Source organism: Deinococcus sp. QL22 (assembly GCF_023370075.1).
GTDB lineage: Bacteria > Deinococcota > Deinococci > Deinococcales > Deinococcaceae > Deinococcus.
In genome coordinates this window covers 139,208-159,145 of sequence record NZ_CP097149.1, presented here as the reverse complement: position 1 = coordinate 159,145, position 19,938 = coordinate 139,208, and the positions used below count along the sequence as shown (strand labels likewise).

17 protein-coding genes are annotated in these 19,938 nt (G+C 64.7%); 10 read left to right on the top strand and 7 right to left on the bottom strand.

Annotated elements, in window-relative coordinates; genetic code table 11:
- Positions 1–40: 40 nt before the first annotated feature.
- Positions 41–2,365 carry a LuxR C-terminal-related transcriptional regulator gene (locus tag M1R55_RS00745; protein WP_249392850.1) on the bottom strand — a complete coding sequence of 775 codons (2,325 nt, stop codon included), beginning with the start codon at positions 2,363–2,365 and terminating at the stop codon, positions 41–43.
- A gap of 805 nt (positions 2,366–3,170) precedes the next feature.
- Here M1R55_RS00745 and M1R55_RS00740 point away from each other — a divergent pair.
- From M1R55_RS00740 to M1R55_RS00720, 5 genes are all read left to right on the top strand, one after another.
- A complete protein-coding gene (locus M1R55_RS00740; protein ID WP_249392849.1) occupies positions 3,171–4,157 on the top strand; it encodes a ScyD/ScyE family protein in 987 nt (328 codons plus the stop codon).
- Positions 4,158–4,320: 163 nt separating this feature from the next.
- Complete coding sequence (locus M1R55_RS00735; RefSeq protein WP_249392848.1) at positions 4,321–4,866, top strand: hypothetical protein; 546 nt, start codon at positions 4,321–4,323, stop codon at positions 4,864–4,866.
- 288 nt (positions 4,867–5,154) lie between these two features.
- A complete protein-coding gene (locus M1R55_RS00730) occupies positions 5,155–5,403 on the top strand; it encodes a hypothetical protein (protein WP_249392847.1) in 249 nt (82 codons plus the stop codon).
- Positions 5,404–5,405: 2 nt separating this feature from the next.
- A complete protein-coding gene (locus M1R55_RS00725; RefSeq protein WP_249392846.1) occupies positions 5,406–5,549 on the top strand; it encodes a hypothetical protein in 144 nt (47 codons plus the stop codon).
- A gap of 1,377 nt (positions 5,550–6,926) precedes the next feature.
- Positions 6,927–8,681 (top strand): glycoside hydrolase family 10 protein, encoded by a 1,755-nt coding sequence (locus tag M1R55_RS00720; RefSeq protein ID WP_249392845.1) that lies wholly within the window; start codon positions 6,927–6,929, stop codon positions 8,679–8,681.
- A gap of 722 nt (positions 8,682–9,403) precedes the next feature.
- Here M1R55_RS00720 and M1R55_RS00715 read toward each other — a convergent pair.
- Together M1R55_RS00715 and M1R55_RS00710 are read right to left on the bottom strand one after the other, a co-directional pair.
- Complete coding sequence (locus tag M1R55_RS00715; protein ID WP_249392844.1) at positions 9,404–9,907, bottom strand: DUF1963 domain-containing protein; 504 nt, start codon at positions 9,905–9,907, stop codon at positions 9,404–9,406.
- A gap of 96 nt (positions 9,908–10,003) precedes the next feature.
- The gene (locus M1R55_RS00710; protein WP_249392843.1) at positions 10,004–11,197 is read right to left on the bottom strand and encodes an esterase family protein; all 1,194 of its coding nucleotides are present in this window, start codon (positions 11,195–11,197) and stop codon (positions 10,004–10,006) included.
- A gap of 284 nt (positions 11,198–11,481) precedes the next feature.
- On the opposite strand from M1R55_RS00710, the gene M1R55_RS00705 reads away from it, so the two are divergent.
- Positions 11,482–12,732 (top strand): S41 family peptidase, encoded by a 1,251-nt coding sequence (locus tag M1R55_RS00705; RefSeq protein WP_249392842.1) that lies wholly within the window; start codon positions 11,482–11,484, stop codon positions 12,730–12,732.
- A gap of 86 nt (positions 12,733–12,818) precedes the next feature.
- Positions 12,819–14,162 carry a hypothetical protein gene (locus M1R55_RS00700; protein WP_249392841.1) on the top strand — a complete coding sequence of 448 codons (1,344 nt, stop codon included), beginning with the start codon at positions 12,819–12,821 and terminating at the stop codon, positions 14,160–14,162.
- Between the two features lie 134 nt (positions 14,163–14,296).
- Here the strand turns inward: M1R55_RS00700 and M1R55_RS00695 are convergent, their stop codons facing one another.
- On the bottom strand, positions 14,297–15,109 hold the full coding sequence (locus tag M1R55_RS00695; RefSeq protein WP_249392840.1) for a hypothetical protein: 813 nt from the start codon (positions 15,107–15,109) through the stop codon (positions 14,297–14,299).
- A 79-nt stretch (positions 15,110–15,188) separates the two neighbouring features.
- Positions 15,189–15,374, bottom strand: a complete 186-nt coding sequence (locus tag M1R55_RS00690) for a hypothetical protein (RefSeq protein WP_249392839.1) — start codon at positions 15,372–15,374, stop codon at positions 15,189–15,191.
- Positions 15,375–15,602: 228 nt separating this feature from the next.
- On the opposite strand from M1R55_RS00690, the gene M1R55_RS00685 reads away from it, so the two are divergent.
- Positions 15,603–16,712 carry a DUF6624 domain-containing protein gene (locus M1R55_RS00685; RefSeq protein WP_249392838.1) on the top strand — a complete coding sequence of 370 codons (1,110 nt, stop codon included), beginning with the start codon at positions 15,603–15,605 and terminating at the stop codon, positions 16,710–16,712.
- A 544-nt stretch (positions 16,713–17,256) separates the two neighbouring features.
- Here M1R55_RS00685 and M1R55_RS00680 read toward each other — a convergent pair.
- Entirely contained in the window at positions 17,257–17,436 is a 180-nt protein-coding gene (locus M1R55_RS00680; RefSeq protein ID WP_249392837.1) for a hypothetical protein, read from the bottom strand.
- A 196-nt stretch (positions 17,437–17,632) separates the two neighbouring features.
- Positions 17,633–18,325 (bottom strand): metallophosphoesterase, encoded by a 693-nt coding sequence (locus M1R55_RS00675; RefSeq protein WP_249392836.1) that lies wholly within the window; start codon positions 18,323–18,325, stop codon positions 17,633–17,635.
- 586 nt (positions 18,326–18,911) lie between these two features.
- Here M1R55_RS00675 and M1R55_RS00670 point away from each other — a divergent pair.
- Both M1R55_RS00670 and secG read left to right on the top strand, forming a co-directional pair.
- Positions 18,912–19,316, top strand: a complete 405-nt coding sequence (locus tag M1R55_RS00670) for a hypothetical protein (RefSeq protein WP_249392835.1) — start codon at positions 18,912–18,914, stop codon at positions 19,314–19,316.
- Between the two features lie 138 nt (positions 19,317–19,454).
- Entirely contained in the window at positions 19,455–19,679 is a 225-nt protein-coding gene (secG, locus tag M1R55_RS00665; RefSeq protein ID WP_249392834.1) for a preprotein translocase subunit SecG, read from the top strand.
- The last annotated feature ends 259 nt before the right edge of the window (positions 19,680–19,938 follow it).

Below are 19,938 nucleotides of genomic sequence, written 5' to 3'. Positions count from 1 at the left end.
TCCTTGCTCCACTCCTCAGGTTACCCACGGAACTTCAGCATCACCTCCGACCCGAGCTGTCCTCTCGTCCCTGCGACCCCTCCGCCGATTCATGCTCGATGGCCCAGCGGGTCAGTTCCACGCGGTTGTGCAGCCCCAGCTTGCCCAGCAGATTCCCAACGTGCTTGCTGGCGGTCCCCGGACTGATCCCCAGTAACCGCGCAATCCGGCGGTCCGGATGCCCTTGCGCCACCAGGGCCAGCACCTCCTGTTCACGGGGGGTCAGCTCAGAGTGCGTGGACGGTGAGAGCAGCACCTGGGCCAGTCGCTCAGCGAGCTCCATAATTTCCGGCAGTTGCAGATGGGTTCCAGTCGTCCACGCTTGTTGGTAAGCCTCTTGGCCCAGAGCTTCACGGGCGAGGGCCATATCCTGCCGCAGACGGCGATCCGGCACGCTCTGCGAGAGCTGCCACACCGGATCGTTGACGAAGGCGGTGAACTGCACCAGGGCCGTCCAGTCGCGCCGTTCTGCCGCGATCAGGGTCAGCCCCCAGCGCACGGTGCTTTCTGCACTTCCCCTCAAGCCGTGTTGGACAGCGTCGTGCAGGCAGGACAGCAGCAAGGCGCAGCCCTCCGCCTGCCGGTTGACATACAGCAGCAGGTGACCAATCACAGTCCTGGACTCATGCTCAAACACCTGGTTGCTCGCCTCCTGGAAATATCGGTAGGCCAGCTGAGCGTACTTCAGCGCCTCTGCGTGGCGGCCTAGCTCCAGCAAATCGAGGGACGCCCCCAGGTGGGCATTGGCCCGGAGCATCCGCTGCATGCGGGTCGGAGGTCCGGTGCCCACCCGTTCCTGAAGCTCCTGGAGCACCCGCTGTCCGATGTCCCAGGCCAGTTCCCCCCGGCCCGCGTCGCGGGCCACGCCTGCCAAATTGAGCTTGGCCCAGGCCATCCCTTCCACGTCATCCAGCTCACGGCACAGCGACAGAATCTCCTGCAGGCGCGTCTCCCGGGCCTCCACCTGACCCGTCCAGTTCATGGTATCCGCGCTCACTTCCAGGGCCCGGACCAGCGTGATCCGGTCCTCGGGTGCGGGCAGGGCCAGCACTTGATCGACCAGCGGCGCCTCCTGGACGGTCAGCCCAAAAGGCATCCACAGCCCACGAATAGCGCCGAGGTAGCGGTAAGCCAGATCGGATCGGCGCTGATCGATCGTCCAGACCAGGCCGGCCCGGATGTTGGGGTAATGCGGCAGATAAGCTTCCCGTCTGTCGATGCTGTCCATCTGCCAGCTGCGCTGATGATCCTCCAGCATGTTCAGGAAGTGTTGTGCATGCCGCTCCCGCCAGCGTGAGACCTGCGCGTGGCCTTCCAGTTGTTCCAGCGCCAGTTCCTTGAGCGGCTGCAGCATCTTCCAGAGGGTCTCAGGCGTGTCCAAGCGGCGCAGGAAACTCTGCTTCAGCAGCGATTCGGCCCGGTCGAGCACGTCCGGCTCTCCCCAGACGGCGGCCAGTGCCTGCGGGCTGAAAGGCCCCTCGAAGACCGCGCAGCACTCGAAGACCGCTCGGTCTGTGTCGTCTAGCAAGTCGTAGCTCCACTGCACGGCGGCCCGGAGGGAGCGCAGGCGTTCCGGACGATCCCGGAAGTCGGCTTTCAGCACCTCCAGGGGGCGTGCCAGCCGGGTGAGCAGGTCGCCCAGCGCGTAGCTGCGCATCCGCACGGCTGCGAGTTCCAGGGCCAGCGGAACCCCTTCCAACAGTTCGCACAGCCGCACGACCAGCCACGTGTTCTCATCGTTCAGCGCGAACGCGGGCGTTAGGGCCTGGACGCGCGCCACGAACAGCTGCACGGCGGCGCTGGACGCGGCGCCCTGGACACTGTGGGGCAGCGCGAGGGGCTCGACGGGGTACTCGACCTCATCATGCAGCTGGAGGATGGCCCGGCTGGTGACCACCAGGTGGAGCAGCGGCGCCCTGGCCAGCAGATCAGCCAACTCGGCTGCAGCGGGGAGGAGCTGCTCAAAGTTGTCGAGCAGCAGCAGGGTGCGCTGCCGGGCCGCAAACTCTTGGAGGCGCTGCGCGGCTGTTCCGGTGACGCCGCTTTCCGGCAGGGCGGCAGCGATGTGGCCCAGCACCCGCTCGGGGTCGCGCAGGGCACTGAGGTCGATGAACTGGACGTGGTCGAACAGGGCCGGCTTGGTCTGGTCCTGCAGTGCGTGGGATAGGTGAAGCATCAGGGCGGTCTTGCCGATGCCGCCGGGCCCGCGCAGGGTGAGGAGCCGCACGCCACGGTGCAGCAGGGCCAGCAAGTGACGGAGGTCGGGCTCGCGGCCATAGAGCGGGGCGAGCGCGGCCGTGGGCGGCAACCCCGGCAGGCGATCCATACACCAGTCTAAACCCAGGCCGCCGGGGAGTGAATCAAGACGATTCGTTATCTCAGGCTCTCCAGGTGCCCCGGGGCGGGGAGCGTCCCCTCCAGCATGCGCCCCGGACTCACCTCCCCGTAGACTGCCTGCAACTGCTCAAGCACGGTCTCGATGCGCGTGCAGGAGGCGCCCAGCACCTCAGGCAGTGAGAGCTCCGGCATGACATCTCAATCTAGCCCTGTTGAGGCCCCGTGCTGGTCATGGGGCAGGTGGACGGACGCTGCAGGTGCACCTGAGGCCCACGCCAAAGCCCCGGCGCCTGCGCACGCTAGGGGCGATTCAGCTCCATCCCGCCGGGGACCCATCACGCTCAGGCCGTGGTGCGAGGCGCCGTGAGCAGAGCGTCGAGGGTTCCACGCCAGGATCAGCGCGGCGGCGCTGTGCCACCCTCGGGCCGGATTACCTAATTCTACTACCACAGCCCTCTACCTAATTCTGATGATGTGCCGCAGGGGATCCTGAACGTAATGTGAGGCATTGGTCAATTCAGGGCTCAGCTGAACGCCAAGTTCCAAGATTCGTGCGCCCACCGTCCACTTCTCTGCCCTCGTTCCCGTGCAAGGAGGTCGGCCATAAGCCCAGATTCTCAACGCCGCGTAGAACCAGCTCCACCGCTCCCACCAGGAAGCAGCCACCGACCCCAGCCTTCGCCAGGACACAGCGCTCCGTCACCACCAGGGCATGCCTGCACCTACAAGGCGCGGATTCCTGACACCTTTGCTGCAGCCAAGACCTCTGTGCCCTGCGCACCGGGAGGGACACCATGCGAACAGCCCTGCTGACCGCCGTCACCCTCACCACCCTGCTTCTCGCGGCCTGCACTCAGGCCCCACCTCTGGCGGCCCCCACCGGGCCCGAGCGTCTGGTCACCGGCCTGCAAAATGCCCAGGGCAGCACCGTCGGTCCCGATGGTGCTCTCTACGTCACCGAACCTGCCGCCGGCCGGGTCGTGCGGATCGATCCCAAGACCGGCGCGGTCACCACCTTCGCCAGCGGTCTTCCCCTCCCGGTTATTGGCCTCGGCGGGGCGGTGGATGTCATCTTCCTGGACGGCACGGCGTACGTCCTGATGGGCCTGGTCGCCTCGGACGTGGGCGGCACCCACAAGGTGGGTCTCTACCGGATGGATAGCCCCACCACCTTCACTGTCGTCGCCGACTTGGGCGCGTTCACGCTGGCGAACCCACCGGACACCGAGTTCTTCGTGCCGACCGGCGTTCCGTATGCCCTAGAACTCCTCGGTGGGGCGTTCCTGGTCAGCGACGGGCACCACAACCGGGTGTACAGGGTCACCCGGGAAGGCCAGGTGTCGGTGTTCCGGGTCTTCGGCAATACTGTCCCGACCGGGATGGATGTGATGGGCAACACCGTGTACATGGCCGAGCCTGGAGCTATCCCGCACGAGCCACAGGTAGGCCGGGCCGTCTCCTTCGGAGCAGATTCTGCCCCGTCCACTGTGGTAGCCGCGGGGGCCCGGATGCTGCTGGATGTGGAGTTCGGCCAGGGCGGTACGCTGTTCGGACTCTCTCAGGGCGTCTGGAATGGGGTGGAAGTCGGCTCGCCTGCGCACCCGGAGACCGGCTCGCTAATGCGGGCCAAGGAGGACGGCACCTTCACGGCCATCGCTTTTCCGCTGGACCGCCCGACCTCCCTGGAGATCATCGGCAACACCGCGTACATCACCACCCTTGATGGAGAGGTCTGGACGGTCGGCAACATCGCCAATCCGCTCTCCAGCAGCGTGAAGTAACGCTGCACGCCCCCAGGTGGGCCAGTTCACGGCCGCGACTGGCTCACCTGAAGAGCTTCTGGAAGATCGGGGGGAGCCCTGCGCACGCGGCGAACCACATCACATGCTCGACGTCACCTGCTTCAACGGATGGCCTGCCACGCAGGTTCAGAGGAGATTCCCGATGAACACCCGCACCCTTGCTGCCGCCGTCACTCTGAGCGCCCTCACCGCCTGTGGAAGCACCCAGCTTGCGGATCAGCCCGTGCTGACCACCCAGAGCGTCCGTACCACCAGCCCCAACAACGTCCAGATCTCGGGGCGCGCGGTCTACGACGTGAGCGGGAGCATTTGCCCGGCCCCTCCCAGCGGCTATGCCGACTTCGTGAGCTACCCGGGGCTCGTGCTGAGCGGCAGCTTGCAAGGCTGCTGGTACACGAAGGTCGACTCCTCCAAGACGACACCGAGTGGCGTCTACCTGGAAACCGGCAGGGAGGTCTTCGTCGGCAGCCTGAATGGCGGACCGATCGGCGTGTTCGCGACGACCTACAAATTCGAGTCCAAGTTCTCCGGGAGCACGGAAATCTTTGGACGTTGCCAGCATCCCCTGGTGGCGGGCAGCGGAACCGGCGGTTTCGCGGGGGCCACCGGGCGCCTCGACTACAAGGACATCGTGGCTGACCCAAGCAACGTCTACTACATCTATAGGGGTCACATCAGTCTTCGGTGACATCGGCGGGCTCGCGGCCGCCCTGGCCGTCATCGGTGCTGCACGCACGCTGTAGCGCGGCACGAATTCGGGTCAGCGAGCAACTTCGTCATGAACGCCCACGGGACCGTGAGGGTTGGACGCAACAACCTCGAGACCAACGCTGACCGCTATCGGCGGCGCTGAGGCGCCGGGAGGGAGCCATCAGAGGAGGTCTGTATAAAGGGAAGCATCACTGCCGCCCTCACCGCCCGTGGACGCCCCGAGCTTGCGGCTCAGCCCCCTCGGCCGACCCTGGAGACTCAGGGGGTGACTGCCCGCACCACCATTTCCAGGACGCAGCCATTCAACTTAGGGAGCCCCTGCACCGGAGAACTCATCACCGGAACCACCACCGTCACCGGAGAGCGGTGGATCGTCACGGACGCCAGCGGGGGAACCCACGTTCACGAGAGACTCCTCTTTACCGGCACGTACCTGGGCGAAGCAGGCACGGTGTTCACCGACCGGCTGCGCGCCCGCATCGTCATCAACAGAACGGGGGCTCAGGCGCCGTGAACGTGACCGACCTCGGCACGGGCCATCTCACGGGAAGTGACGGCACCAAAATCCTGGACCGGGGCCGCTTTGCGTTGGTCATTGATGCCAACGGAGAGGTCAGGGTAGAGCGCGGCAGCGGCGGCGCCAGCTGTCAGAGAGGGTGAGGGGGCAACCACAGCCCGGCCCGCTGCACCGCCTTGACGGGGTGTGAATCCGACGCCAGGTGAGAGACATCAAGGCGGCCCAAGGGGTCGCCTTCTTCGTTGTCTGACGCTCCTGGCACAGCTCACAGGCGTGGGGGCGCCGAGAGCGCGGTGCAGCTCCGGCGTCGATGACCGGCTGGAGGTGCTGGGCGACCACCGGGCTTTGCAGAGGGTGGTCAAGCGGCTGCTGGGCAACGCTCTGAAGTTCGCCTGGACGCTTTCCGCTGGGTCTTCCTTGAGAACGCTGCGGCCATAGCGGGCTGGCCTGAAGGCTCTCGGGCAGCGTGCCAAAGATTGAACCTGACATCGTGGCCAGGCACGCGCGATGAAGGCAGAGTTGACACAGGGGGGGTCTGAGCCGGCACGCACGGTTCCTGAAGAGCAAGCAAGAGCGCGACGCTTGAGCGGGCCAATCTTGCTGTATCAGCACCTTCTCGGGCCAACGCGTGAGCATGTGGATGACCTGATTGTTGCAGCAGGGGTGCGTGGTGCGCAGAAGCTCAAGCCGGACGCGCTGCACTGCTGCCTGCTGCTCGTGCGGTCATCGGTGTGGAGAGCCAGTTGCACGGTGGAGACCGGGAGCGCCAACACGAGTGCAGCGAGTGGGCGTCCTGTGGGCTCGGGACAGCGCTTCAGGAACAGACCCTCTTGAGGGATGGCTTTCAGCCGCCTGCTCCATCAACACGGACTCTTCCAACTTGGCAGGCGCCCGTGACTTGGGGTGGCCCGGCGGCGTACCGGCGGACAGGCATCAGGGTGAAGAGGATTCGTCTCACTGGAGGTTCGGTGGCTGCTGCTCATGGGTTCATTGACCGTGGCGGCTGGGGAGGGTCTTCCGGGTGGCGTCGTCGCGGGCAGCGTTGCCACAGGCAAGGTGAGCGCAGGCAGCACGGGGGTGAAGCGGGTGGCCTGGGCGCTGCTGGGTCTGTGCCAGATGCACGGCCTTTCCAACAGGTGGCTCATTCTTGAGGGCTCAGTCATGACTCCCACCGGAAGCGAGCTGCCCCTGAGCGTCCAGACGCGTCCGGTCCCGCGTTGTGGCGTGCAGGCACCGTCTCCCGTTCACGAGTGGCAGGTCAACGTGCCGACCACGGAGACAGGCCAGTCCTCCTTCTGCAGGTGATGTCTCTGGGCTGGGACAGGCGGGAAGGAATGACCAGAACGGGCTATGACGTGCGGCGAAGCGGTGGGCCCCGGGCAGGCACAGGCGGCGCCGCTTGTGACAGGATGCCAGAGCCTATGCGCCGCCCTTCTGTTGCTCTGCTCGCGATCACGCTGTCTCTGACCCTGGTGGCGTGTCCAAGGTCTCCCGACCGCCAGGCCGTCGATCCACAATCCATGACCGAAAGCCCTGTCGACGCTGCGCTGAAGGTGGACGCCCCCCGGGAACCCGTTCAGAGGGCCGAGCAGACGCTCGAGACGCCACCAGAGGAACAGCCCACCCGGGTTCAGGTGTCTGAGCGGGCTCAGCCTGCAGCTCCGCTTGCCGAGGCGGCCAGGGAATCCCAGAATCAACCTGTCCTGACACCTGAGGCTAGCCCGGCCCAGCAGCCCACCCAGCCTGAACCTACGCCTCCCCCTCCGCGTGCGCAGGCGGCGGCTGCGCCTCCAGTCGAGCCCCGTCTTGAAGGGAAGCCTGACGTGCAGCAGGCGCCTGAACCTGAGATTCGCGTGACGCCTGCGCCTGTCCCGCCCCAGCCTCGTCCAGCGCCGCCCCAGGCGCCTGAACCCAGGCCCGTCAGTAAGCCGGTGCCCCGCCCGCAGCTGGAGATCAAGTCTGCGCCGGTCAGGCCCCTGGAGGCCAAGCCGGCCGTGGAACCCAAGACTTTGAAGCCGGCCGAAGCGGCACCTGCTGTTGCGCTCAAGCCGGCTCAGCCTGCGGCCATCCAGGAAGAGCCCCAGCCGGCTTCTCTTCCCAAGCCTGAACCCAGGCCTGAGCCTCCACCCGTTGTGGGGCCGCTTCAGTCGGATCCTGCCCTGCGGGGCCTGTGGGTGGACGCCTTTGGCCCCGGCTTCAAGACGCCTGGAGAAGTCGACCGCCTGATTCAGGACGCCCGGGCGATGAACATCAACACGCTGTTCGTGCAGGCCGTCAAGCGGGGAGACTGTTACTGCGACAACAGCCTGTTCCCCCGCACCGAAGATCCGGCGGTGCCGGCCGGCTTTGATCCGCTGGCGGATGTGCTGGCCAAAGCGGGCGCCCAGGGGATCCGGGTGCATGCCTGGGTGATTCCCACCGCCGTGGCCAACCGCGCGGTTCGCTATCCGGTGACCCATCCGCAGCACGTCGTGAACGCTCATGGTGAAGGCACCGAGCAGGACTGGTTGACGCGCAACGCTGCCGGGGCGGTGTGGGCCGGCAATGACCAGCAGCTTGATCTGGGCAACCCTGAGGCGCGTGCTTACGTGGTCGAGGGCGTCCGCAGCCTGACCGCGGCCTACGGCGTGGACGGAGTGCAGCTGGACCGGGTGCGTTACCCTGATCCCTCGGGCGCGGTACAGGACTGGGGCTACAACGCTGGCGCGGTCGCGGCCTACCAGGCGGAGACCGGGACCGCCGAGATGCCGGCGCCTGCGGACGCCCGCTGGATCACCTGGCGCCGGGAGCGTGTGAACGCTCTGGTCTCGGAAGTGGCTCAGGCGGTGCGGGGCGCGCGTGCCGGCGCGGTCATGAGTGTGGCGGCGATCACCTACGGTGCGGGTCCCGGGAGCCGCGACGCATTTACCCGGACGCGTACCTATTCGGAGGTGCTGCAGGACTGGCCGTCGTGGCTGGCCAGCGGTCAGGTCGACCTGGTCGTGATGATGAATTACAAGCGCGAGGCGCGTGCTGATCAGGCCCGTGATTTTGACACCTGGAACCGCTTTGCCGCTTCAGTGAAAGGGAGGGGTCAGGTGGCCGCGGGGACGGCGCTCTACCTGAACACCGCGGCGGAGAATCTGGCGCAGGCCAGGCGCGTGGTGGAGCTGGGGATGGACGGCTGGGTGGGGTACTCCTACCGCACGCCGGAACTGGGGGTCGAGGAGGGGCGCAAAGCTGGGGATCAGGCCTTCCGCGAGCTCAGCAGCCTCCTGGTGGGGGAGAAGCCGTAAAGGGTTCGCTGGAGGCAAGGCAACGTGGGAGAGCCAGATGGCTCCCCCACGTTGCCTTGCCGTTGGGTGCGGGTGACGCCTTGATCTTGTAGCTGAGGTTGAGCGAGCTGCGAGCGACGCCTTGAGTGAAGGGGGGTTAAAGCGGCGCTGCTGGCCAGGCTTCCCAGCGCAATCAGCACCACAGCGCCGATCATCAGAACCTTGTTCATTGGGTGCCTCTCAGGGGAGCGGGAGCGGCGGCTCTCACCGCCTGAGCGTGCCGCATGATGTCGAACGCGGGAGCGTCAGGACAGCTGTCGGGAGCGGAGATCTCGCTCTTGACTCACCCGTGGACGTCGCGGAACTCCCCCCGACCCAACTCATCTGGGTCATTCTTGCGCTCCAGCTGGGGAACCCAGATGGGTGACTTCGAGGTCGAGCAGAACCGTCAGAGGACAGGCCAGCCTAGGCGTTAGAGGCGCCCTGGGAACAGGCAACTGCGCTCAACCGTATCTTCGCCGCCATGCTCTTGGGGCTTGGAGGGAGTCTTCAGGAACAGGCGACCTTGCCGCCTGGAGGCACCTGCCTGTTCGCTCACTGCTGCTGCCCCACGGGCTGCGTTGGGTGCGTGGGCCTGGATCATGGGGCAGCCCGGCCAGCCTCCCTGCTGCCCGGTGCGGGGGGATCATTGCGGTCATCACCGAGCATTGAACCGTGCGGTCTGGAACGCGGTGCCCTGAAGGTCAAGGGGCAACTCCCAGGCGAAGAGCACCTGGTCTGGTGGTTGCGATGATCCATGACGCCAACTGGCTTTGCGCATCATCACGGCGCTGCAGACTTGGGCCTCTCGTTGGTGACCAAGTCCGGTGATAGGTCAGCTCCATGGACCTGGAGAAGAAATCCCAGAACACCGAGAGCAGTCCCTCTGTGGGCAGGCACTCGCTGGTGCGTTCTGGTTCCAGGCAGGCCAGCTGGATCTGGTAGAGGAACCGCAGGGGCATACCCTGAGGATCCGTTGGCCAGGGCCATTCAGGGAGCACGTGTGGATGACCACCGAATTTGCTTTCACCCAGGGCGAAGCTGTGCTCATCAGCGCGCTCCAGGGTCACTTCATACGCGGTATCAAGGCCCTGACGGATCAGCCGTTCTGCGTTGGTGTCACGAGGTAGACCCGCTTGCTGGAACACGGTACGGATCTCGTGGTGAACTTCGGCAAGTGTTCGGGGATCTCGGCTGATCAGTGTCATGAACTCCTCGGAAGAGGTGGGTCACGAAGAAGGCAAGAGGGACGGGAATTCCGAAAGAACCAGGATATCAGGACACCCTGTCAAGTCTCAGACCGCTCAGCGCCCCAGGATGAAGGCGACACCCGCCGGGAAAACTTCTGCCCACACCAACGCGTCGTGACCGCCCACCCGCACGTCGAGGCGCGTGGGATTCCCCGCGGTCCGGGTCATGACCGCATAGGTGCGCGCCGCCGCAAGAAAGGATGGCTCCAGGGTACCGCCCTCGACGAAGACGCGCGCTGCGGGATGCGGCGCGTTCTGCAGCCCCGCGTTGCTGGGGCTCATGGCCAGCACGCCGCGGAACACGTCCGGATGACGCGCGGCCATGCTGATCGCCCAGCTGCCCCCGTTGGAAAATCCGCTCACCACCCGATCCTGTGGCCTGGCCGAGAGGCCATACGCCCGTTCCACATGCGGCAGAACAGTGGTTAAGACGAATTGCTCGTGCGCAGCGAAGCGCTGCTCACCACCCTCCCACGCTTCGAGGTATTCCTGAGCGCGCTGGTCTACTGGAGGCCCGCCCGTGGCGGTGAGCGCTGCTTGGGACCTGGCACTGTCGATGCCGACCAGGACGACCCGGGGCGCTGCGCCACTCAGCATTGCGGGCTCCAGGGTCTGTGCCAGCCCCACCACGGCCTGTCCATCACCCAGATAGACGGCGGGAAGACGTTCAGCCTGGGTCCAGTTCGGCGGGGTATAGACGATGATCTCGCGTGAACCGATCAGGCTGCCTGAATCAAGGACCAACCGGTCGACCTTCCCGGCGAGCAGTCGGGTGCGGGCCACAGGTGCGGGTGCCTGGGGACCTCGCCAGGTGGTCTCCTGAGCCAGCGAGGCGCTGCTGTCGGTCAGCACGCCCATAGAAATCACGGCGCGGGTGAGGTCATTGACCTTCACAGTCACGGCCCAGACCTCAGTTCCGGGAAGAGGGGAGAGCGGGAGTTGCAGACCACAGCACAGCGTGACAGCGCGGGTGCCGATAGGGGGGTGGTACAGAATGGCGAGGCGGTTGTGGCCGGGCACCACCTGGAGCTGCCCGGGACTGGGCAAGGTGGTGCCCGGGGGAAGAGCGACCCGCAGACGGCAGCCATCGGTCAGGTAGGGGGCCGAATCACAGTCGACCGGCCAGGGGGTCACGGCGGAGAAGTCCGGCAGCAAGGGACGCGGTCCGCCTGCTCCACCCGCTGTGGCCGGGGAAAGCAGCGTCAGGGTCATCAGAACGGCGCTGAGGCCAGCGGAGGGAAAGCGCATCGCTGAGAGCATAGGACACCCGGGCCTGAAGCGTTGCTTCAAGCCGACGGAGTTCGGCTGGTGCTCCGCGGTCCACTGGTGCGTTGGATCTCAGGCCCGAACGCCAGGTTGAACGGAGTCGATTGGCTCCCTCACCGGGGGACACCTGAACTCGCCTGCCGATCTTTCGTTCAGGGACCATCCTGCACTGCCCAGCCTGGGACGGACCGAACAGGGCCAGCAGCGGCTGAAGCTGCATGATGTGCCGCAACCACATGGCCTGTGAACGCATAAGCTCAGGACACATGCGCCTTCGTCCCCTTTACCTCCTGGCCGCGTTCCTGCTGCTGGCTGCCAGCCAGGGCACCGCCGGCGGTGTCTCCGCACCTCGCGCTATTGATGCCTACGCCGTGTTCGACGCTGCCGCACACATCCTCAAGACCACCTACGCTGGCCCCCGCATGCTGGAAGTTGGTGCTCTCGTGGATCGCCAGCGCCAGGCTCTGGTCGTGGCGTGTTCCACAGCCGTCGTCTGCCCCGAGAAGCGAGGCCGCTCCGTGGTAGATGCCGTGATCAAGAACCTGGGCGACGGGCATTCGGGCGCCCATTGGAATGTTGCTGTGACCGCTGTTCAGGAGCCCGCAGATCGCCGCCTGACCGGACTGCGACTCTTCCCGCTGCTGCCCGGGGAGTTGCACGTAACGCACGTGCGCTCCAACAGCGCTGCCGAACGTGCGGGCATCCAGGCAGGTGACGCCCTTCTCGGCTTTGCTGGCCAGTCGGGTATGCAGACCCATGATCAGCTCCACACTCAGCTCCTCGCGCACGAGGAGCGCGGCGAGCCGTTCGAAGTTCGCCTCCGCAGCGCCGGACAGATCAAGACCGTGACGCTCCAAGGTGAGCTGAGCCCCGCTGTAACACTCCCTAGCCTGCGTTGGGCCGGCAAGGTCGCGGTCATCAGCCTGCCCTCTTTGCGGACCAGCACCGGCCTGGCGTTCGTGAGCCTGGTCAGCTTGGCAGGATCGCAGGGCGCTCAGGGGCTCGTGGTGGACTTGCGCTGGAATCCCGGCGGCTTCATGAGCGAGGCCTTGATCGCTTCTCAAGTGCTGGCAGGAGAGCAGGTCAGCCTGAAAACGGTGGACCGGTTCGGGACGGTGAGCTTCGACTGGAGGGTCTGGAAATCCCAGCAAGCCGTTTTCATCAGGGACATCGGCCTGGAGACCTGGAACAAGCCGGTCATAGTGCTGACCTCGGCTCAGACGGCGTCCGCTGGGGAGATGTTGGCCTACTGGGCGCAACGTTCCGGCGCGCAGGTGATGGGTGAGGCGACCATGGGTCTACTGAATACCGGGGTGGCGTGGACGGCCCTGCCTGGGGGCTCGACCCTGCAGGTCAGTGATAAGCGGATCACCCTGGACGGCCGCACCTGGCTGCCGGAGCGGGTCGAGCCGGATCAGGTGGTTGTCAACACACCGGGAGACTGGCGGGCCGGGAAGGACCGGGTCATGGAGCGGGCGGTGGCCTCCATTGCCCAGATGAACCTGGCCGTGCGTTAGGAATGACTGGTGCAACTGGCGGAGATGTGGGCGTAAGCCAGAACGGCTATAGGAACGTTCTCCCGGAATGTCTATGCTCCCAGAACGTGCGAAGCGGTGACCCCACCCTCTCTTTTCCTCTGCCTTCCTTCCTGGGGAGTCACGCTTCTGTCAGCGAGGCCCGTGAGGCCCTCAGGCGCTCCATTTCCCCGGACTGGCATGTGTGGTTCTGGGACGGCCACTCCCCACACTTCCAGGCTTACCGGGCAATCGAGCGGCGAGGCTGCCTCTACCACGCCACGGTAGACGTCCAGTTGCTGGGTCAGGCGGGTGGCCTCTGGACCGCTGAAGCTGGATCCCTGTACGAGCAACTGATGTACAGGCCAGCACCACCTCTGAGCGGGATTCGTCCTGAAGTCCTGAGGCTTGAGCAGCTTCTGACTTCGGGCCAGGGTTCCCACGCGCTCCTGCCCGTCCTCGGAGCGATCGAAGGGCCCCTCTCCGATGAAGAGGCCGCCTTTCTGGCTGTACGGCTGCCGGATGCCGCAGAGGACAGCGACCTTGCCCCTGTGGCCCAGGCGTTGATGGAAGCCATTCAGACGGCCGTGTCGTGGGCCGGGGTGGTTCTCGCGGACGTTCCGAACCATTCGAACAGCTGGATTCAGGGGTTGAAAGCGGCGGCCAGGCGTGCGCTGGGTCTGGACGGGAGCTGGCTTCGTGAGCGCCACCTGCCACAGGATTTTCCGGCGGCCCTGTGGCCCGAAGCGCGGCCGAAATGCACACCAGAAGAGGCAGCCGCGCTGGGGTGGCGCTTTGCTGGCGTGCACCACGCCTTGCTGTACGACCAGGGACCCAATGGGTGGTACGAGCGGTGGGAAAGCCTGGCCCACCCGAACGAGTCGGCCACCGTGCTGCTGGAGCAGGACACGCCGCGGCCCTGGCACTGGCAGGAACAGGACCTGGGCCTCGCCCCGTTCATGGAGGGGACCTGCGACGCCATTTTCCTGGTGCAGGATCCGGCCTTCTCAGACGGCGAACAGGATGAAGAGCAGGCCGGCCTGACCCACCTGGCGGACTTGTACGGGTGGAAAGGGGTCTTCGACGCGGTGATGTCTGTGCTGCGGGACGACGGGTGTGCGGAGAACTGGGCGACGGCAGCGGCGACACTCTGGCGCCTGCAGGACCGCTGGCCGGAGCGCCGCACCGGAAGTGACGACGTGTGGATCGGACACCTGTACCACGCGGTAGACCGTGCCCCAGCACTTGGCGTGAACCTGGAGGGAAGCGACTTCGAGAACCTGGCGTGGGGGATTACCGCCAAGCTCCGCGGCTTGCCCGACCTGTCGGAGTATGAGCCGCGGGAAGATCCACGGGTTCGGGCCGTGATGGAGGCTATCGCTCGCCAGGAACGTGAGGACGCTGAACGTCCTGGTCGGGAGCCGGCTCCCTGACGCCTGAAGGTTCACGTCTCTCCGGCGGCTCCTGATCTCATCACATTCTCGCGCTCCGGCGCCGGGTCAGGACGTTGATCGATTCATACGTCGACCCTCTGTCTTCGCTGCCGCGCACAGTGGAGCGTCTTGGCCTACTTGACGCGGAGGAACTGAACGTCCATGGGTTCGGGCTGAACCGGAATGGTCTGTCCGACAGGAGGCGCCTGATAAGCGTCTAGGGCCGGGAAATAGAACGCTCCGTACCGGCGGAGCGTCTGAGCTGTATACCATGGGGTACGCCCCTTCTCAACGTTCAGCAGCATCTGGAATCCCCCGCGGACCTGTCCGCCCTCGGGCCACACCTGACGATCTTCCTGGAAATGCAGCGAACTGACTCGCGCAGCCGAGGGGGTGAATTCGGCCATCAATAACGAGGAAGACCTCTGTGCATGCGACCCACACTGCATCACGAAGGCCAGTTCACGACGTCCGTTGAGATCCACGTCCCTGAGGGAATACACCTGCCGGATGCCACACATCGAGAAGTTCGAGGTCGGCTTCAGGGACCAGACCTCGCGCCCCGCTCCTTCTCCAAAGACCACGAGATACTGCATGCCTTCACGCTTGCCCAGATCCACGAGCGTCAGCTGCTCCGGGCGGGGGCTGCGCCACGGCGCGACCAGCGTGAACTGCACGTCACGCAGCTCCAGGGAGCTGAAGTGATCATGCTGTTGATCGTTCGTCAGGCCGTACCGCACGCTCATGCGCCGCGCGCCCTGATCCCAGGTGTGCAACCAGGTGATGAGGCGTCCGGCCCCGGCGCGTTCCGCTGGAGTCAAGTGGTGCAGTGGTGAGGCTGGACGCGGGTCATGCAGCACCATCGGCGCCGCCACAATCGATGACAGGGCGCTGGACAGCACCTGACCGAGGGTGCAAGCAACCGTCATCAGCCGGGGGGAAGCCATGCAGCATGGTACCTGTCCGCTGTCAGCAGCGCTTCCTCACGACGGCAATAGGTGAAAGCACCTTCTGCATGAGCGCGGCTCATTGGGAGGACCTGTTCCGGATGTCGGCGACGAACACTTGCATCAGCAGCGCGACGTCTCCGGTGTTCAGTGCTTGCACCGCCGCGGTCACCTGCTGAGAGGTCAGTGGAGTGCCGTTCGTGTGCGGGACAATCTTGATCTCGATATGCAAAGCGGGCCGCGAGCGATCAGGGGTGGTTATCACTGGTGGCTCCCCTCGTAGTCTGGCGGTGACGTGGGGAGGGTCGCGGTCGAGGAGCCCTGTTCACCCTGTCTACCTCCAGGCACTCGACCAGCCAGCACGTGAAATACTGCGCCCTACATGCGAGCCCTGTTCCTCTGCGCGCTCCTCGCCCCCTTGAGTTCAGCGGCGGCACAAAGCTCAGCGCCTCCCCTCCCTGACACCGCCCAGTGCTCTCTCCTGGTCGCCCCTGTGGCGCGGCCCCTGCCGCCGGCCCTGACGACCGCCGTCGACGCCACCCTCCGGGCTTACCGGACTCAGGGAGACCGCTTTTCCAAGCTCAGTGCGGGCGTCAGCGACCGCGTCTATCTGAGCGGCCTGAGAAGTGAAGTCAATACTTACGCAGCCCGGCTCCTGAGGCAGTACGGCTGGCCCGAACACCCAGGCATCCAGGCCTCGCTGGCCCTGCTGATCAGTGACCCGACATGGCAATGGTGCGCCGGGCAGGCGGCCCTGAGGGCCGCGGCCACCGCAGACACACGCCAGCAGGCGGCCCGCCTGATCGACCAGGGACTCCTCGGGCTCCAGGCCCCCTACCAGCGCTACGGAACGGTCTATACCGTCGCCGTCCGCACCGTCCGGGTGACCCAGATCGAGAGCGAATCCATCGTGAACGCCCGGCGCGCGGCCATCGGTCTGCCGCCTCTCGCCGAGAGCATCGGGCGCCTTCAGGCCACCCTGCCGCCCAGACCTCAGCCCAGTGGCCTCACACGCCCAGTGCTTCTTCGGCCGGTCTGTCAGGAGTTCACCTCGGCCGCTGCGCTCAACGCGCCCCTGAGCGCGGCCTCGATCACCCTCCTGGAGCACGAGGCGCACCGCCTTATGGAGCAGGATCAGGCTGCTCGACTGGGCCGGCCGGATGCCAGGAAAGGCATGGGTGAGGCCGACGCCGAGTCCATCGCCTGGCTGCAGCGGGTTCTGAACGAGTCCGGGTGGCCGAGCACGAACCGTACGGGCAGCCCCGAACTTGCGAACAACGTCTGGCTGCTCACCCAGCACGCCGACCGGAAGCCCTCGCTTCAGGCGTGTGTACTGGATCTGCTCGGTCAGCAGCGGAGCACCCTGCCCGAAGCGCGCCACTTCGCGTACCTGACCGACCGGGTGCTGACCGGAGCCGGTCAGCTTCAGGTGTACGGCACGCAGGCCAATTACGACGAGGTCAACAAGAGACTCGAGCCCAAGCCATTGGTGGATCCGGCGCGGGTCAATGAGCGCCGCGCACGGATGGGATTGGAGAGTCTGGAGGCGTACCTGGAAGGATTCAAGGAATTCATCCGGCAGGCGGCGCCTCCGCGCCCCTAAGGCCCTGGCGCACGACAGGGAGAGGATGAGCGCATCCAATTCAACTCAGACTACGTGATCAAGAGCCGCCTTGTTCACCGCTCCTACATCCACTCAGGCCGGAGAGGATGTGCTTCCTGGGACGCGTGCTTCCTGGTCGGCCGAGGTTGACCTGATGCCTGCAGGCGCAGAAGGGAAGCCGGGAAGCCGGGTCGGCAGCTGTTCCCAGAGAAGTGAGCTTCATACAGAACTGTAGAAGTTGCCCAATCGTACCTCCATGCGTTCTGGATGACGTTCAGTGCTCTGGCTGACGACTGGGTCATGGCGTGATTGTGCTCGGAGGAGGGCCGGGGCGACGAGGTGGCTCAGAGGCTGGCAATGCGGGCGGGGGGAGCTCAGACAGAAGCATCTCCAGGTCAAGGTCAGCGAGCTCTCCGCCGCACGCCTTGAGCAGGTCTTTGAGCTGTGCCAGCTGATTGGCGTCAACCAGCACCGTATGGACACCGCTGTAGAGGCGCGCACTGAAGCCCTGGATCTGGTAGGAGGTTCGGCTGCGCTTGTAGCCCTAAGCAGCGGACCTGACCTTGCGGCCATCTGGCGTGAGGTAGGTGCCCGGCTGCTTGCCGGGCTGGAGGGGGTGCACGTCGGTCATTCTGTAGCTCCGCTCGCCGTGCTGACCGCTCACGTAGTCAAGGACGGTAACCACGCTCAGGTCGAGGGCGGGCTGGACTGTTGGGGTGAGCATGTCGGTTCTCCTGGAGGCAGAGATGGTGGGGCCTGGATGCCCCGAGCGTGAGGGGCGGGGCCTCGGGCCGAGTATCAGATGGGAGCGTCAAGACGCCCTGTCGTGGCCGAGGTCTGCGTCGTTGTCGTCACCAGAGCTGAGCGCCCTCAGCAGTAGCGTTGTCACTCCCCAGGAGTACGGCCTGCTGGGGTTCACCTTATTGACCTGTGATGAGATACTCCGCTTCATCGTGGGGTTCAGGCCCAAAGGTGCGTACCCACTCGCTGGCGGCCTGCCAGTTGTACGTCACCCGGCGGAAGCTTGCCCCCCAGCGTCCTTGCTGCTCCTCAAGCAGCACCCACCGTGCCCGGGGGTCTCCATCAATCTGATTTCCAACGGCGCCAACATTAACGATCAGGGTGTCATCGAGCATGGTCAGCCCTTCGCGGTGGGTGTGGCCACACAGCACGACCTGGGCCTGCAACGGTTGAATCAGTTCGCGCAGGTCTTGAGCCGATCGGGCCAGGTATGGACCGTGCTGCCAGGACCACAACACATGGCCCGCAGGATTTCCGGGCGCGCCATGACAGAGATAGACCCGGCCACCGGCAACCGTGGCGGCCTGGGGAAGACCCATCAGATGTTCAAGAGCACCTGGGGACAGTTGAGCGCGAAGCCAGTGGTGGAGAACGTTGTCCATGTGGAGGTCTGGCTCGGCACTGCCCAGCACTTCAACAGCATCCAGACCCCGCTGTAAATCGTAGGCACGCTTTGGGTCCGCCTGTCCCGTGACCTGATCGCCAAGATTGAGGATCAGATCTGGTGATGCTGCTTGAAGGTCGCTCAGCACAGCTTCCAGAGCGAACGCATTGCCATGCACATCGCTGATTACGGCGATTCGGAGCGACATGTGGAGAGTCTACCGAGTGTCTTGATTCCCAGGGGCCGCGTATCAGGTCTGGGAGAACCCCCCAAGAGTCCTGTCGGGTCTTGAAGCCTGAACAGCGTGGTGGTCAAGGTGAGCCAACCCGAGGAGTTGAGGGCTCACTTGTCCTGTCACGAAGCCGTGTGCCGGAAGGCTTTGGATCGGTTGTGTGGGCTCTGTACCGTGCGTGGGAGAGTAGGGGCGCAGGATTGACGCGTGGGGCCTTTGGACTGGGTCTGAGGGGTGGGCAGTGTTCTCCCAGCGTGCACCTATATTAAGGTGCAGTTCATCACAGTGCGTGATTTCAGCCGCGGCAGGCGCTGTCGGAGGGTGGCTGTTGGCTTGGTGGTGATCGGGTGCCGTTGGTGATGTCTGTGGGTTGGGATGTGGTACATTTTGTGTGTAGTGCGGCTTCGCTGGATGTTCCCTTCTCACGTTGATCTCAAAATCGAACGGGAAACCGTGGGGGTTCGAGTCCCCCCTTCGGCACCAAGATGGCTGCAATGGCCCCCGCTTAACGTGGGGGTTTTTGCTTTTGCTTAGAATCTTCGTTGCCCCTGCTAAGGAGACTATGTTCAGAGAGAATAGATTGAAACTGCCCGTGCTGTTGCTGCCGCTTCTGGCGCTTTTTTCAATTCTGTCGGCGGCCACCGCCGTCCCTTGGCGAGACGCCCTGAAGCCCTACGAAGTCCGTGAGCACACCCTGTGCAGCGCCCTCAAAAAATACGGCGGCGGCGGTCAAGCATATCTGCCCTACCGAATCACCAAAACACCGTTTTATCTGGTCAAGCCGACCGTCGACAGCTCCTTTACTCTGGACGGATTCAGGCCTATAGGCGATACGTCGGATAAGGGGCAGGGGTTTTACAGCAACGAGCAAGGCAAAGAAGGCAAAACGACCCACATCATCCATTTCGACACCGTAGACCGCTATACCACCGATATTTGCATCATCGAACTGCCGCAGCCCAAATAAGCGCTCAAGTGATCCACGTAAGTCAAGGAAGTAGGGCCAAGTTGTTCCGTCAGAATCGGCGCAGACTTGCTGGTGTAAACTGAGGCTATACAGCAGCGGCGCAAGGTTGCCTGCGCCCCTACTCCTCCGAGGTAAATCATGATCCTGACTCTATTCATCGTTCTGTTCGCCCTCGTCTGTGTGAGCCTCGTCTTTTTCGTGCTGCTGCAAGTGCCCAAGCAGGCCGGACTCTCGGCCAGTATGGCAACCGGCGGTTCTCTGCTCGGTGGGCGCGGTGTAGAAGGCGGCCTGGTACGGATTACCAGCATTTTAGGCGGCTTTTTCATGCTGCTGGCCCTGCTGATCAGCTTCGTTTCGCGCTGAGTCAGACCAGACCGGCTTAAAGCCGAAAGAATCTAGCCAAGAGATGTCGTCGGCCTGCCTTCCTTTAGGGGAATCGGCAGGCCGCTGTCTGTTGCCCCGCGTGTATTAAGATGCATGTCTAAAAATAATGTGAATTTTGTGAGCGCAATTCTATGCGTTTGAAAATTCATACTCGCTACAGCCTAACAATTGTTTGGCCTGACGCTGAGCAGACCGACGAATGTCAGTCATCCGTAACCTAGATGCTTGACCTGCACTA

Bases quoted from the DNA above. Each gene is read 5' to 3' on its own strand.
- M1R55_RS00745 (WP_249392850.1), bottom strand. From the start codon at position 2,365: ATGGATCGCCTGCCGGGGTTGCCGCCCACGGCCGCGCTCGCCCCGCTC.
- M1R55_RS00740 (WP_249392849.1), top strand. From the start codon at position 3,171: ATGCGAACAGCCCTGCTGACCGCCGTCACCCTCACCACCCTGCTTCTC.
- M1R55_RS00735 (WP_249392848.1), top strand. From the start codon at position 4,321: ATGAACACCCGCACCCTTGCTGCCGCCGTCACTCTGAGCGCCCTCACC.
- M1R55_RS00720 (WP_249392845.1), top strand. From the start codon at position 6,927: ATGACCGAAAGCCCTGTCGACGCTGCGCTGAAGGTGGACGCCCCCCGG.
- M1R55_RS00715 (WP_249392844.1), bottom strand. From the start codon at position 9,907: ATGACACTGATCAGCCGAGATCCCCGAACACTTGCCGAAGTTCACCAC.
- M1R55_RS00710 (WP_249392843.1), bottom strand. From the start codon at position 11,197: ATGCGCTTTCCCTCCGCTGGCCTCAGCGCCGTTCTGATGACCCTGACG.
- M1R55_RS00705 (WP_249392842.1), top strand. From the start codon at position 11,482: ATGCGCCTTCGTCCCCTTTACCTCCTGGCCGCGTTCCTGCTGCTGGCT.
- M1R55_RS00695 (WP_249392840.1), bottom strand. From the start codon at position 15,109: ATGGCTTCCCCCCGGCTGATGACGGTTGCTTGCACCCTCGGTCAGGTG.
- M1R55_RS00680 (WP_249392837.1), bottom strand. From the start codon at position 17,436: ATGCTCACCCCAACAGTCCAGCCCGCCCTCGACCTGAGCGTGGTTACC.
- M1R55_RS00675 (WP_249392836.1), bottom strand. From the start codon at position 18,325: ATGTCGCTCCGAATCGCCGTAATCAGCGATGTGCATGGCAATGCGTTC.
- M1R55_RS00670 (WP_249392835.1), top strand. From the start codon at position 18,912: ATGTTCAGAGAGAATAGATTGAAACTGCCCGTGCTGTTGCTGCCGCTT.
- secG (WP_249392834.1), top strand. From the start codon at position 19,455: ATGATCCTGACTCTATTCATCGTTCTGTTCGCCCTCGTCTGTGTGAGC.